General features: G+C 71.2%; 11 protein-coding genes. 5 read left to right on the plus strand and 6 right to left on the minus strand.

The genetic code is table 11. The annotated features are described in order from the left end of the window. Positions 1-18 precede the first annotated feature (18 nt). Genes ASD48_RS36925 through pdhA form a run of 3 tightly spaced genes read right to left on the minus strand, consistent with a single transcriptional unit; the run spans position 19 to position 3767 of the window. Entirely contained in the window at positions 19-1539 is a 1521-nt protein-coding gene (locus ASD48_RS36925; protein WP_057606247.1) for a dihydrolipoamide acetyltransferase family protein, read from the minus strand. A 10-nt stretch (positions 1540-1549) separates the two neighbouring features. Then, the gene (locus tag ASD48_RS36930) at positions 1550-2542 is read right to left on the minus strand and encodes an alpha-ketoacid dehydrogenase subunit beta (protein ID WP_057606248.1); all 993 of its coding nucleotides are present in this window, start codon (positions 2540-2542) and stop codon (positions 1550-1552) included. A 1-nt stretch (position 2543) separates the two neighbouring features. After that, positions 2544-3767, minus strand: coding sequence for a pyruvate dehydrogenase (acetyl-transferring) E1 component subunit alpha (gene pdhA / locus ASD48_RS36935; protein ID WP_057606249.1), 1224 nt, complete (start codon positions 3765-3767; stop codon positions 2544-2546). Positions 3768-4398: 631 nt separating this feature from the next. On the opposite strand from pdhA, the gene ASD48_RS36940 reads away from it, so the two are divergent. Further along, positions 4399-5682, plus strand: a complete 1284-nt coding sequence (locus ASD48_RS36940) for a phosphotransferase (RefSeq protein ID WP_057606250.1) — start codon at positions 4399-4401, stop codon at positions 5680-5682. Between the two features lie 72 nt (positions 5683-5754). On the opposite strand, the gene ASD48_RS36945 is transcribed toward ASD48_RS36940, so the two are convergent. After that, on the minus strand, positions 5755-7269 hold the full coding sequence (locus ASD48_RS36945; RefSeq protein ID WP_057606251.1) for a protein kinase: 1515 nt from the start codon (positions 7267-7269) through the stop codon (positions 5755-5757). A gap of 412 nt (positions 7270-7681) precedes the next feature. Here ASD48_RS36945 and ASD48_RS36950 point away from each other — a divergent pair, with 412 nt between their 5' ends. Continuing rightward, a complete protein-coding gene (locus ASD48_RS36950) occupies positions 7682-9319 on the plus strand; it encodes a Stk1 family PASTA domain-containing Ser/Thr kinase (RefSeq protein ID WP_057606252.1) in 1638 nt (545 codons plus the stop codon). A gap of 84 nt (positions 9320-9403) precedes the next feature. Here ASD48_RS36950 and ASD48_RS36955 read toward each other — a convergent pair whose 3' ends face one another. Continuing rightward, the gene (locus ASD48_RS36955) at positions 9404-9952 is read right to left on the minus strand and encodes a bacterial proteasome activator family protein (RefSeq protein ID WP_057606253.1); all 549 of its coding nucleotides are present in this window, start codon (positions 9950-9952) and stop codon (positions 9404-9406) included. 163 nt (positions 9953-10115) lie between these two features. Here ASD48_RS36955 and ASD48_RS44585 point away from each other — a divergent pair, with 163 nt between their 5' ends. Beyond that, positions 10116-10646, plus strand: coding sequence for a hypothetical protein (locus ASD48_RS44585; RefSeq protein WP_079074211.1), 531 nt, complete (start codon positions 10116-10118; stop codon positions 10644-10646). A 13-nt stretch (positions 10647-10659) separates the two neighbouring features. Here the strand turns inward: ASD48_RS44585 and ASD48_RS36965 are convergent, their stop codons facing one another. Further along, positions 10660-11640 carry an NAD(P)H-quinone oxidoreductase gene (locus ASD48_RS36965; protein WP_057606255.1) on the minus strand — a complete coding sequence of 327 codons (981 nt, stop codon included), beginning with the start codon at positions 11638-11640 and terminating at the stop codon, positions 10660-10662. A gap of 187 nt (positions 11641-11827) precedes the next feature. On the opposite strand from ASD48_RS36965, the gene ASD48_RS36970 reads away from it, so the two are divergent. After that, a complete protein-coding gene (locus ASD48_RS36970) occupies positions 11828-12883 on the plus strand; it encodes an ATP-binding cassette domain-containing protein (RefSeq protein WP_057606257.1) in 1056 nt (351 codons plus the stop codon). Beyond that, the gene (locus ASD48_RS36975; RefSeq protein ID WP_057606258.1) at positions 12880-13728 is read left to right on the plus strand and encodes an ABC transporter permease; all 849 of its coding nucleotides are present in this window, start codon (positions 12880-12882) and stop codon (positions 13726-13728) included. The genes ASD48_RS36970 and ASD48_RS36975 overlap by 4 nt, the downstream gene beginning before the upstream one ends. The last annotated feature ends 22 nt before the right edge of the window (positions 13729-13750 follow it).

Here is a 13750-nt window from a genome sequence, read left to right on the forward strand (position 1 = left end):
CCGGTCGGCAGGGGCGCGCTAGCCCCAGGTGATCAGCTTCTTGGGCTGCTCCAGGATCGCCGCCACATCCGCCAGCACCTTGGAGCCCAGCTCCCCGTCCACCAGCCGGTGGTCGAAGCTCAGCGCCAGCGTGGTCACCTGACGCGGCTTCACCTTGCCCTTGTGGACCCACGGCTGGAGCTTGATCGCACCGATCGCGAGGATCGCGGACTCGCCGGGGTTGAGGATCGGCGTGCCGGTGTCGACGCCGAAGACGCCGACGTTGGTGATGGTCACCGTGCCGCCCTGCATGGCGGCCGGTGACGTCCGGCCCTCCCTCGCCGTCGAGACCAGCTCGCCCAGCGACTCCGCCAGCTGCGGCAGCGTCTTGGCGTGCGCGTCCTTGATGTTCGGGACCAGCAGGCCCCTGGGGGTCGCGGCCGCGATGCCCAGGTTCACGTAGTGCTTGACCACGATCTCCTGCGCCGCCTCGTCCCAGGACGCGTTGATCTCCGGGTTGCGCTTGACGGCGACCAGCAGGGCCCTGGCGATCAGCAGGAGCGGGTTGACCCGCAGGCCCTGCATGTCCTTGTCCCGCTTGAGCTCCTCGACCAACTTCAGCGTGCGCGTCACGTCGATCGTCACGAACTCCGTGACGTGCGGCGCGGTGAAGGCCGAACCGACCATCGCCGCAGCCGTCGCCTTGCGGACACCCTTGACCGGGACGCGGGTCTCACGAGCCGTGTCGTACGACGGCACGGGCACGGCCGCGGGGGTCGTGACCGGGGCCTGTGCCACCTGCGGCACCGGCTCGGCCGCCGGAGCGGCCTGCGTCGCCGGGGCGGCCTGGGCCACCGCCGCGTGGACGTCCTCGCGGGTGATGATGCCGTCCGGGCCGGTCGGGACCACGGTGGCGAGATCGACGCCGAGGTCCTTGGCCAGCTTGCGCACCGGCGGCTTGGCCAGCGGGCGCTCGCGCACCGCGGGCGCGGCGCCGTGGCCGTTGAGCTCCGCCTGGATCGTTTCCGGGACCTGGGAGACCGCGATCTCCGGGCCCTTGCGCGGACGGCGCTTGGTGGAGGACGCGGCCACGCCGTACCCGACGAGGACCGGCTGGCGGCCTGAGCCCACCGGCTTCGCCGCCTCGGCCTGAGGTGCGGCCGCCTGAGGTGCGGCGGTCTGAGGTGCGGCGGTCTGAGGTGCCTCCGGCTGTGGCGCCGGGGCCTGCGCGGGCGTCTGCACGGCCGCCTGCGCCGGCACCTCGGCGACCGGAGCCGCCGCCGGGGCGTCGCCCGCCCCTCCCGACACGTCCACGGCAATGATCGACATGCCCACGTCGACCGTGGTGCCCTCGGGGAAGTGCAGCGCGCGGACCACCCCGTCGTAGGGGATGGGCAGCTCGACGGCGGCCTTGGCCGTCTCGACCTCGCACACCACCTGGCCGTCCGTCACCGTGTCCCCGGGCTGGACGTACCACTTGAGGATCTCGGCCTCGGTGAGCCCCTCGCCCACGTCGGGCATCTTGAACTCGCGTACGGACGCTTCCGTCATCGTCGTCACGACCCTCTCCTCAGTACGCCAGGGCACGGTCGACGGCGTCGAGCACCCGGTCCAGGCCAGGCAGGTACTCCTCCTCCAGACGCGCCGGCGGGTACGGGGCGTGATAGCCGCCGACCCTGAGCACCGGAGCCTCCAGGTGGTAGAAGCAGCGCTCGGTGATCCGGGCCGCGATCTCCGCGCCCGAACCGAAGAACACCGGCGCCTCGTGGACGACGACCAGCCGGCGGGTCTTCTCGACCGACGCCTGGATCGCGTCGAAGTCCAGGGGGGACACCGACCGCAGGTCCAGGACCTCCAGGTTCTTGCCCTCCTCGGCGGCCGCGGCGGCGACCTCCTGGCAGAGCTTCACCATCGGACCATAGGCGACGAGGGTCAGGTCCGTGCCCTCGCGGACGACCTGGGCCTTGTGCAGCGGGCCGGGGATCGCCTCGGGGTTGACCTCGCCCTTGTCCCAGTAGCGCCGCTTCGGCTCGAAGAAGATCACCGGGTCGTCGCTCTGGATGGCCTGCTGCATCATCCAGTACGCGTCGGACGCGTTGGACGGGGAGACGATCTTCAGGCCCGACACATGCGCGAACAGCGCTTCCGGCGACTCCGAGTGGTGCTCGACCGCGCCGATGCCACCGCCGTAGGGGATGCGGACGACGACCGGCAGCTTGACCTTGCCGAGCGAGCGCGCGTGCATCTTGGCGAGCTGGGTGACGATCTGGTCGTAGGCCGGGAACACGAAGCCGTCGAACTGGATCTCCACCACCGGGCGGTAGCCGCGCAGGGCCAGCCCGATCGCGGTGCCGACGATGCCGGACTCGGCAAGCGGGGTGTCGATGACACGGCTCTCGCCGAAGTCCTTCTGCAGGCCGTCCGTCACCCGGAAGACGCCGCCGAGCTTGCCGACGTCCTCACCCATGATCAGGACCTTGGGGTCCGCCTCCAGGGCGCGGCGCAGCGACTCGTTGATCGCCTTGGCCAGGGCCAGGTTCTTGGACGTCACGGTTTCCGCCATCTCAGTTTCCCCCCGAACCCGCGGCGAAGCCGCTCTCGGCTTCCGTCGCGAACGATGCCTGGTAGGCCGCGAACTGGGCCCGCTCCTCGTCGACGAGCGCGTGTCCGTCCGCGTACACGTTCTCGAAGATCGCGAAGCGGTCCGGGTCCGGCATGGCGCGGACCGCTTCGCGCACTCGCCTGCCCAACGCCTCGCTCTCCGCTTCGAGTTCCGCGAAGAATCCCTCGTCCGTGTGGTTTGACGCCTCCAGGTGGCGGCGCAGGCGCAGGATCGGGTCCTTCGCCTCCCAGGCCTCGCGCTCCTCGTCGGCCCGGTACTTCGTCGGGTCGTCGGAGGTGGTGTGGGCGCCCATGCGGTACGTGTACGCCTCGACGAGGGTGGGGCCCTCGCCGTCGCGGGCCCGCTCCAGCGCCCACCTGGTGACCGCGAGACAGGCCAGGACGTCGTTGCCGTCGACCCGGACGCCGGGGAAGCCGTAGCCCTGCGCGCGCTGGTAGAGCGGCACCCGGGTCTGCTTCTCGGTGGGCTCGGAGATCGCCCACTGGTTGTTCTGGCAGAAGAACACGACCGGCGCGTTGTAGACGGCGGAGAAGGTGAAGGACTCCGCCACATCGCCCTGGCTGCTCGCGCCGTCGCCGAAGTAGGCGATCACCGCGCTGTCGGCGCCGTCCTTGGCGACGCCCATGGCGTAGCCCGTGGCGTGCAGCGTCTGGGAGCCGATGACGATCGTGTAGAGGTGGAAGTTGTTGCCGTTGGGGTCCCAGCCGCCGTTGTTCACCCCTCGGAACATGCCGAGCAGGTTGGTCGGGTCGACCCCGCGGCACCAGGCGACGCCGTGCTCGCGGTAGGTCGGGAAGACGTAGTCGTCGTCGCGCAGGGCCCGGCCGGAGCCGATCTGGGCGGCCTCCTGGCCGAGCAGCGAGGCCCACAGACCCAGCTCGCCCTGACGCTGGAGGGCGGTGGCCTCCGCGTCGAAGCGGCGGGTGAGCACCATGTCGCGGTAGAGGCCGCGGAGCTCTTCGGGCGTCACACCGGCGACGTACTTGGCGTACTCGGCGTTCTTCGCGTTCTTGACCCGCTTGCCCTCCGGCGTCAGCAGTTGCACGAGCTCGGGCTCTGCGGACTTCTTGGCGGTGGTGCGGGTGGTGCGCTCGGTGCCGGTGGTGCCGGCCTTGCTTCCGGCGCTGCGTCGCGGCTTGCGCGCGGCAGTGCTCTCCACGGTCACGTGTGCTCCTCCGTCGGTCCGGCCCCCGGGGTTGCCGGGTGACCAGTGCGGCTCACCTGTTCCGGCACCCGTGCACGGGGTGGGTGTCACATGGTCGGAACAGGCGTGACAGGTGCCCCGGCGAGCGCCCTGCGGTCATCACGTTACCCAGTGCTTCACATTTCTGTGAAACCCCTCTTGACCTGCGTTTTTGCTTGGATTTCCAAGTAAATCGGCAAAGTCGGGAGAGAGCCAGGTCACAGCCTTGCAGGAGGCCGGAGCAACGGCACGTTATCCCGGGCACCCAGTCCACGGGAAGACTTGGTGGGTGAGACTGATCGTGTGCAGGAAGAAGGAAAAGTGGGTCGATGACCGGTGGCCGGTGGTCGGTGGTCGGTGGTCGGTGGTCGGTGGAGATCGTCGGGACGTGTGCGGCCGTGGGACCCGCCGCCGCCGAACCGGAGCTCTTCGGACCCGCGCCCCGGTCCGTGGACGGTGGCGTCCCGTTCGACCCGGTCCACTTGCGCGCGACCCCGCGGTTCGTGACCGTGAGGCGACCTGGAGCGACCACCCCTGACAGTTGTTGATCTTTAGTGACTTTCTGTGACAACGCCCAGCTCACAGCCTCGGATCGTGCCCTAGCATCGGGCGCGTGCCGCGCTCCTGTGTACCCCCCTTAGTACTCCACGCGCCCCCTCTGGGCGCCCTGCTCCGCCGGTACGCCGCCGGCACCGCGCTCACCTGTGAGCCCGTCGACGAGGGGCTGCTGAACCGCGGCTACCGGCTGCGCACCACCCGCGGCCGCTACTTCCTCAAGCACCACTTCGACCCCGACACGGCCGACCCCGCCTCCATCGCCCGCCAGCACCGCGCCACCGAGCGGCTGGCCGACCTCGGCGTCCCGGTCGCTCCCCCGCTGCCGGGCCACGACGGACGCACGGTCGCCGTCGTCGGCGGCCACGCCTACGCCCTCCACCCGTGGATCGACGGCCGCCACCGCCACGGCGCCCAGCTCACCCCCGGCCAGTGCGGCCGCCTGGGAGCGCTGCTGGGGGTGGTGCACGCCAGCCTGGAGCAGGTGATGCGGGCGGCTCACGGCGAGCTCCTGCCCCCGCCCCGCGGAGGACACGTGCCCCGGGGCCTCGGCGTCAACGCGCCTTCGAAGGCGGACGCGTCTCCCGGGGCGGACGTGCCTCGGACGCGCGCCCCGCAACACGCCCCGCGACACGCCCCGGACCGTGCCCCGGGACCCGCCCCTGAGGGCCGCATCGCCCCGTTCGAGCGCCCTGCCCGCGCCGCGACCGCCGCTCCCGCCGGGCCCCCCACCGCCGCCGGACGCACCACCCCCGCCGAGGCCGCCGTCGCCGCCGCGAGCCCCGAACCCGCCGACACCTTCGTCCTCATCGAGGACCTCCTCGCGCGCGTGCGCCGCCACCGCCCCGCCGACTCCTTCGACGAACTCGCCCGTCACCGCCTCCTGGAACGGCGCACGCTGCTGGAACGGCACGCGGACCGGCGCCCTCCGCACAGCGGCCCGGTCGGCTGGGTGCACGGGGACTTCCACCCCTTCAACCTGCTCTACCGCGGGGACGCCCCGGCCGCCATCGTCGACTGGGACCGGCTCGGCGTGCAGCCCCGCGCCGAGGAGGCCGTCCGCGCCGCCGCGATCTTCTTCGTCCGGCCCGACGGCACCCTCGACCTGCCGAAGGCGAAGGAGTACGCACGCGCGTACCGACGCACGGCCGGGGCCACGCCCTCCGAACTCGCGGCGGCCGTGCACCGGGTGTGGTGGGAGCGCCTCAACGACTTCTGGATGCTGCGCTGGCACTACGAGCGCGGCGACACCCGCGCGGACTGCCAGTTCCCGGCGGCGTCGGCCCTCGCCGTGTGGTGGACCCGGGAGTACGACGCGGTGTGCGGCGCGTTCGCGGACTGACCGATCCCACGAACGCGACACGCGCGCGTGGAGCCCTGTGACGGGCCCACGCGCGCGTGAGGCGTACCGCGGTCAGTTCCCGATGCTGCCGAGGGTGCCGCCCTCGGTGGCCGGGTCGCTCGGCTCCACGTCCGTCGGATCGTCCGAGGGCTGCGTGTCCGTCGGATCGTCCGACGGCTGGGTCTCCGTCTCCTCGTCCGTCGGCTCGCTGCTGGCCGACTCGGAGGGGGAGTACGACGGCGAGTACGAGGGCGAGTACGACGGCGTCCAGTCCGAATCGGAGTTCGAACCGGAGTTGTCGTCCGAGGTGTCGTCCGAGGACGTGTTGCTCGCCTCGTCGCTCGGCGTCGCGCTGGCGGCGTCGTCCGTCGCGGACTGCGAGGTGGACGGCGACGGCGAGGTGTCGGTGCCGCCGCCGCCCTCTCCCTGGCCGTTCAGCGCGAGCGCGACGCCCGCGGCGATGGCGATCACCGCGAAGACGGCGAGGATCCACAGCTTGCCGCGGCCACTGCCCTTGTTGCCGTGCCCCTCGAAGCCGCCGTCGTCACCGCCGCCGTAGCCGGTGGGCAGGATCGGCTGCGGGATCTGCGAGGTGCTGGAGCCGTCGGCGCCGTGCGCCAGCGCGGTCGTGCTCGCGAAGCCGCCGGAGGGCGTGCCGCGGCCGTCGGGCGCGCCGACCGGGCCGGTGTTCCAGGTGCCGGTGTGGCCGCCCTGGTCGTACAGCATCTGGAGCCCGTACTGGACCAGACCGCGCATCTCCTCCGCCGTCTGGAACCGGTCGTCGGGGTCCTTGGCCAGGGACCGCATGACGAGGCCGTCGAGCTCCGGCGGGCACTGCCCGTCCGAGGTCTGGGACGGCGGCACCGGGATGTCCTGCACGTGCTGGTAGACCACCGACAGCGGCGTCTCGCCGGTGAACGGTGGCCGAAGCGCGAGGAGTTCGTACAGCAGGCAGCCCGTCGCGTACAGGTCGGAGCGGTAGTCGACGGCCTTGCCGAGCGCCTGCTCCGGGGAGAGGTACTGCGGGGTGCCCATGACCATGCCGGTCTGCGTCATCGTCGTGGACGCGCCGTGCAGGGCGCGCGCGATGCCGAAGTCCATCACCTTGACCGCGCCGTTGTGCGTGATGATCACGTTCGCCGGCTTGATGTCGCGGTGCACGATGCCGTGCTGGTGCGAGTAGGCGAGCGCCTCCAGCACCCCCGAGGTGATGATCAGGGCCTGCTCGGGGCCGGGCGCCTCGGCGTTGAGGAGGAGGTCGCGGATGGTGCGACCCTCGACGATCTCCATCACGATGTAGGGCACGCTCTGGCCGCCCACGAAGTCCTCGCCCGAGTCGTACACGGCGACGATCGCGTGGTGGTTGAGTCCGGCCACCGACTGGGCCTCGCGCGTGAAACGGGCCTTGGACACGGGGTCCTCGGCGAGATCGGCGCGCAGCAGCTTCACCGCGACGGTGCGTCCGAGGCGTACGTCCTCGGCCGCGAACACCTCGGCCATACCGCCTCGGCCGAGTCTGCGGGTGAGCCGGTACCGGCCGTCCCCGACCAGCCCGCCGTTGCCCCAGTTCTCCGGCGCATCTGACATACCGCCGCCAGTCGCCTCGGGGTCGGACGGGCCCTGAGCGCGCTGCTGTGCCATCAGTCCTCGCCGTCGTTTCTGCCCGCGGAACGCGCGGTGTTGTTACGGTCTCCGTCGGCCACGCTACAGCCTCCGCGCAAGCCTCCGGCCCGGGACGATCCCCGGAGCATCGCCCGGGGCTGGCCCGGGCGCCGATCCGCGACGGACCGGCCATCAAACCTGTACTCCGTACCGCCGTGCAAATTCTGTGTACCGGCCGTACGGCACCTGTAACGCTTCCGCGACGCTTCTTTCTCGTAGGGTCACGGAACGGGCACCGAGCTTGACGTGTCAGTGCCCTACGGCAGACTTGGCCGGGAATAGCACTTTCGATCAACGACAGTCAACGGCGCCTGAGGGCCTACGGGGGACGCAGAAGATGAGCCAGGACGGCGCGCAGGGCCGGTATGCGGGGCGGGCGCTCGCCGCCGGCCGGTATCAGCTGCGCGACTTGCTCGGCGAGGGCGGCATGGCCTCGGTGCACCTCGCCTACGACGCCGTGCTCGACCGTCAGGTCGCGGTGAAGACCCTGCACACCGAACTCGGCCGTGAGCAGGCCTTCCGCGAGCGCTTCCGCCGCGAGGCCCAGGCCGTGGCCAAGCTCACGCACACCAACATCGTCTCCGTCTTCGACACCGGCGAGGACGATGTCGAGGGGTTGACGACTCCGTACATCGTCATGGAGTACATCGAGGGCCGCCCGCTCGGCTCGGTGCTCGACGAGGACGTACGGCAGCAGGGCGCGATGCCCGCCGACAAGGCGCTGAAGATCACCGCGGACGTGCTGGCGGCTCTGGAGATCAGCCACGAGATGGGGCTCGTCCACCGCGACATCAAGCCCGGCAACGTGATGATGACCAAGCGCGGCGTGGTCAAGGTGATGGACTTCGGCATCGCGCGCGCGATGCAGTCCGGGGTCACCTCGATGACGCAGACCGGCATGGTCGTCGGCACCCCGCAGTACCTCTCGCCCGAACAGGCTCTGGGGCGTGCGGTGGACGCCCGGTCCGACCTGTACTCGGTCGGCATCATGCTCTTCCAACTGGTCACCGGGCGGCTGCCGTTCGAGGCCGATTCGCCGCTTGCGATCGCGTACGCGCACGTGCAGGAGGAGCCGGTGGCTCCTTCCTCGATCAACCGGGCGCTGCCGCCGGCCGTCGACGCGCTGATCGCCCGCGCGCTGAAGAAGAACCCGAACGAGCGCTTCCCTACCGCTGTTGCCATGCGCGACGAGTGCCTGCGGGTCGCCGCCTCCTTCCAGCCGGCCCCGCCGAGCATCGTCCCGGGCGCGCAGACGTCGAGCGGCGCGGGCGTCGGTTCCGCGGTGTTCCCGCCGATCGGCCAGAGCACCCCGGCGCCGCAGGCCGGCGTCCAGACGCCCTACCAGCCCGCGCCCCCGACCCCGAACCCGTACGGCACCCCGACGCCGTCCGCCTCCTACGGCTACCCGCAGCAGGGCTACCAGACGCCCGCTCCGGCCTACGGCCACCAGCAGGCCCCGCACACCCCGCCCGCTTACAACCTCAGCCCGCAGCCGTCCACCACGGTGTCCTCGGGCGGTGGCGGCCGCCGGAACAGCAAGCCGGTGCTCATCGGCTCGGCCGTCGTCGCCGTGGTGGCGGTCGGCGGCCTCATCGCCAGCCTCGCGATGAGCGGAGGCGGTGACGACGACGCCAAGGGCGGCACCACCAGCTCCTCGCCGTCGGTGACGAAGGCGGCGGACTACCGGGCGCCGGACACCTCCAAGACGATCGAGTCGACTGAGTGCTCCGAGCCGCAGGAGTCGTACAACGACCCCGACAAGATCCGGGTGCCGAACTTCAAGTTCAAGTACATCGGCTCGGTCAAGGAGTGCTTCCAGGCCGCCGGCTGGCAGTACAAGATCACGAAGGTGGACGAGAACACGTACGGCGACGGGGCGGTCATGGACCAGTTCCCCTCCGCCGGGACGGACGTCGACCCGAAGGACATGCCCGAGATCGAGATCAAGGTCTCCACGGGCAACCCGGCGTCGTGACCGTCTGACGTCATGGGAGAAGGGCCCGGCGCCGAAACGCCGGGCCCTTCTCGTGTGTACGGCTACGGATGGCGGTCCGGCGCCCTAGAGGTACGGCCCGCCCGTACGGCCGCCCGCCGCGCGCGGATCGTCGACGCCCTCGTGGCTCGCTCCCGGCGGCAGCGCCCGCCGCATCTGCTCCAACTGGGCGCGCGCGGCCATCTGCTGGGCGAAGAGGGTGGTCTGGATGCCGTGGAAGAGGCCCTCCAGCCAGCCGACCAACTGGGCCTGCGCGATGCGCAGTTCCGCGTCGCTCGGCGTCGATTCCTCGTTGAACGGCAGGGAGAGCCGCTCCAGTTCCTCGACCAGCTCCGGCGCCAGGCCGTCCTCCAGCTCCTTCACGGAGCTCGAGTGGATCTCCTTCAACCGGACCCGGCTCGCCTCGTCCAGAGGAGCCGCGCGCACCTCCTCGAGCAGCTGCTTGATCATGCTGCCGATCCGCATGACCTTCGCCGGCTGTTCGACCTGCTCGGTCACCGGGATCTCACGGGAGTCGTCGTCAGCGTCGATGTCACCGAGCGCCATGCCGTCCTGACCTACGACCAGGATCTTCTGGGCGTTCTCCGGCGACCTTTCGTTCCTCGGCATCTCCATGCCGTCATTCTCTCGCACGTCCCCACCTCATCACCGTGGCACCCCCCGGGAAAGGTGATCCACTGTTTCCGTTCGGCGGAGTCCGGAATGCGGTGGTAGTTCCCCGATGTGAGGCTTGTTGCGTCTTTTCTTGGCGACTCGGCACCGGGAGGGGGTCACGGACGTGACTCCATGGCAACAGGCGTGGTGCGCCACGCGGGTCGGCGTGGGCGTCGGAGCGGTCGTGCTGGGCGTGCTCGTGCCGCCCTGCGGGAGCGTCTCCGCGTACGCGGCCATCGCGTCGTACGCCCCCGTCTCGGCGTCCGCCACCCCCGCCCCCTCGTCCTCCGGACCGGACCGGGCCGGCAGCCGGGCGGGCGAGGGACGCCAGCGGCCCGGCCGGGCGGGCGACCACGCGGAGGAGGAGACCGACGAGGAAGCGGACGAGGAGACGCAGGACACGGAGGGCGAGGACAGCGCGGGCGACGGGAGCGACGACGGCGACCTCTCCGACGACACCGCCGCGTCCGCGTCGCCGGAGGCCGCCGCGCCCGTGCCCCCGGGCACCCCACGGGACCCCGTGCGTCGTCCCGTGGCGCAGCCGGAGGGGTCCGACGGCCCCGTGCTGCAGATCCTGCCGCTCGGCAGCGGACTCGTCCTCATCGGCCTGGGCATCGCCCTCGCCCTGGCCGCCCTGCGGCTGCGCCGCACCTGAGACCGCCGCCGCGCTAGGTCGTGACCAGCAGCACCTTGCCGACGTGCGTGCTGGCCTCGACGATCCGGTGGGCCTCGGCCGCGTCGCTCATCGGGACCTCGCGGTCCACGACGGGGCGAACGTGGCCGGCGGCGAGCAGGGGCCAGACGTGCTCGCGCACCGCCGCCACGATGGCCGTCTTCTCCTCCAGGGGACGGGCCCGCAGCGAGGTCGCGCTGATCGCGGCGCGCTTGCCGAGCAGCGCGCCGATGTTCAGTTCGGCCTTGATGCCGCCCTGCATGCCGATGATCGCGAGACGGCCGTTGACGGCGAGCGCCTGGACGTTGCGGTCCAGGTACTTCGCGCCCATGTTGTCGAGGATGACATCGGCGCCCGCGCCGTCCGTGGCCTGCTTCAGCTCGGCGACGAAGTCCTGCTCGCGGTAGTTGATCAGGATGTCCGCGCCCAGCTCGGCGCACCGGTCCAGCTTCTCCTTGGTGCCCGCGGTGACGGCGACCCTGGCGCCGACGGCCTTGGCCAGCTGGATCGCCATGGTCCCGATGCCGCTGGAGCCACCGTGCACGAGCAGCGTCTCGCCGGGACGGAGGTGGGCGATCATGAAGACGTTCGACCAGACGGTGCTGGTCACCTCGGGGAGCGCGGCGGCCCGCCGCAGATCGACGCCCTCCGGCACGGGCAGCAGCTGGCCGGCCGGCACGACGACCTTCTCCGCGTATCCGCCGCCCGCCAGCAGCGCGCACACCTCGTCTCCGACGGCCCAGCCGGAGACGCCGGGGCCGACCTCGACGATCCGGCCGGAGCACTCCAGGCCGGGGTAGCGGGAGGCGCCGGGCGGCGGATCGTAGAAGCCCTGCCGCTGAAGGATGTCGGCCCGGTTGACGGCGCCGGCCACCACCTCGACCAGGACCTCGCCCGCGCCGGGTACGGGATCGGGGACCTCGTCCCACACCAGCGCCTCGGGACCACCAGGTTCGGGAATCGTGATCGCATGCATGAAGGGGACGCTACTCCTCCCCCTCTCCTCCCCCGCGTCCGCTCCCGATCATGGTCCGTGGCGGAAACCGGGAGCGGACACGGGGGAGGGAGAAACGGGGAGGGAAAAACGGGATGCGATCACCGATGAGTTCGGGCGACGGTAAAGGTCTCCCCATGCGTAGCCCATGTACGCGGAAGGAACCCCCATGAGCCAGCACACCGCCGGCCTGGCGATCGAGACTGCGGGCCTGGTCAAGACGTTCGGCGAGACCAGGGCCGTGGACGGCGTCGACCTCGCCGTCCCCACCGGCACGGTCTACGGCGTCCTCGGCCCGAACGGCGCCGGCAAGACGACCACCGTGAAGATGCTCGCCACACTGCTGCGTCCGGACGGCGGCCAGGCCCGGGTCTTCGGCCACGACGTCGTCCGCGAGGCCGACGAGGTGCGCGGCCGGGTGAGCCTCACCGGCCAGTACGCGTCCGTGGACGAGGACCTCACCGGCACCGAGAACCTGGTGCTGCTCGGCCGGCTCCTCGGGCACGGCAAGAAGGCCGCCCGGGAACGGTCCGCGCAGCTCCTCGACGCGTTCGGGCTCTCCGACGCGGCCGGTAAGCAGGTCAAGCACTACTCGGGCGGCATGCGGCGCCGGATCGACATCGCCGCCTCCATCCTCAGCACCCCCGACCTGCTCTTCCTCGACGAGCCGACGACCGGGCTCGATCCGCGCAGCCGCAACCAGGTGTGGGACATCGTGCGGGCCGTGGTCGCCCAGGGCACCACCGTGCTGCTGACCACGCAGTATCTGGACGAGGCCGACCAGCTGGCGTCCCGGATCGCCGTCATCGACCGGGGCCGGGTCATCGCCGAGGGCACGAAGGGCGAGCTGAAGGCGTCCGTCGGCGCCGGCTCCGTCCATCTGCGGCTGCGCGACCCCGAGCAGCGGCCCGAGGCCGAGCAGGTGCTGCGGCTGGCCCTGGACGCGGACGTCCAGCGGGAGCCGGACCCGGTGGCGCTGACCGCCCGGCTCGACGCGGCGGCGGGCGACACGGCCGCCGCGCAGGCCGCCCGGGCCCTCGGTGAACTGGCCCGGGCCGGGGTCGTCGTCGACAACTTCTCGCTGGGCCAGCCCAGCCTGGACGAGGTGTTCCTCGCCCTCACCGGACACGACACGCAGACCGACGCGGACCTACCGGGCGGCAGCGGGACACCGGCCGGTGCCGGTACACCGGCCCGCGGCCAGAAAGGCGAGGTGACGGTATGAGCACCGTGACCGGCACGGACGTCCAGGATCTCGCCCCCGTCAGCGCCGAGTCGCTGGCCGCGCTGCTCGTCACGCAGGAACGGCCGCCGCGCCCGAGCGCCCTCTCGGCCTCCCTCACCTTCGGCTGGCGGGCGATCCTCAAGATCAAGCACGTGCCCGAGCAGCTCTTCGACGTCACCGCGTTCCCGATCATGATGGTGCTGATGTACACGTACCTGTTCGGAGGCGCCCTGGCCGGGTCCCCGGAGCAGTACATCCAGTTCCTGCTGCCGGGCATCCTGGTGATGTCGGTCGTGATGATCACGATGTACACGGGCGTCTCGGTGAACACCGACATCGAGAAGGGCGTCTTCGACCGCTTCCGGTCGCTGCCGATCTGGCGGCCGTCGACGATGGTCGGCTACCTGCTGGGCGACGCGCTGCGCTACACGATCGCGTCCGTCGTGATGCTCACCGTCGGCATGCTCCTCGGTTACCGGCCGGACGGCGGTCTCGCGGGCGTGGTCGCCGGAATCGCCCTGCTGGTCGTCTTCTCGTTCGCCTTCTCGTGGATCTGGACGATGTTCGGGCTGCTGCTGCGCACCGAGAAGTCGGTGATGGGCGTCAGCATGATGGTGATCTTCCCGCTCACCTTCCTGTCCAACGTGTTCGTCGACCCCCGCACCATGCCGGGCTGGCTCCAGGCGTTCGTCAACAACAGCCCGGTCACCCATCTGGCCTCGGCGGTGCGGGGACTGATGGCGGGTGACTGGCCCACCGCCGAGATCGCCTGGTCGCTGGGGTGGGCCGGACTGTTCGTGCTGGTCTTCGGCCCGGTGACGATGCGGCTCTACAACCGCAAGTAACGCCGTCGGACCGCGCCGGAGG

The sequence above is a fragment of the Streptomyces sp. Root1310 genome (genome assembly GCF_001426425.1).
Lineage (GTDB): Bacteria > Actinomycetota > Actinomycetes > Streptomycetales > Streptomycetaceae > Streptomyces.

Bases quoted from the DNA above. Each gene is read 5' to 3' on its own strand.
- ASD48_RS36950 (WP_057606252.1), top strand. From the start codon at position 7,682: ATGAGCCAGGACGGCGCGCAGGGCCGGTATGCGGGGCGGGCGCTCGCC.
- ASD48_RS36945 (WP_057606251.1), bottom strand. From the start codon at position 7,269: ATGTCAGATGCGCCGGAGAACTGGGGCAACGGCGGGCTGGTCGGGGAC.
- ASD48_RS36975 (WP_057606258.1), top strand. From the start codon at position 12,880: ATGAGCACCGTGACCGGCACGGACGTCCAGGATCTCGCCCCCGTCAGC.
- ASD48_RS36965 (WP_057606255.1), bottom strand. From the start codon at position 11,640: ATGCATGCGATCACGATTCCCGAACCTGGTGGTCCCGAGGCGCTGGTG.
- ASD48_RS36930 (WP_057606248.1), bottom strand. From the start codon at position 2,542: ATGGCGGAAACCGTGACGTCCAAGAACCTGGCCCTGGCCAAGGCGATC.
- ASD48_RS36970 (WP_057606257.1), top strand. From the start codon at position 11,828: ATGAGCCAGCACACCGCCGGCCTGGCGATCGAGACTGCGGGCCTGGTC.
- ASD48_RS36955 (WP_057606253.1), bottom strand. From the start codon at position 9,952: ATGGAGATGCCGAGGAACGAAAGGTCGCCGGAGAACGCCCAGAAGATC.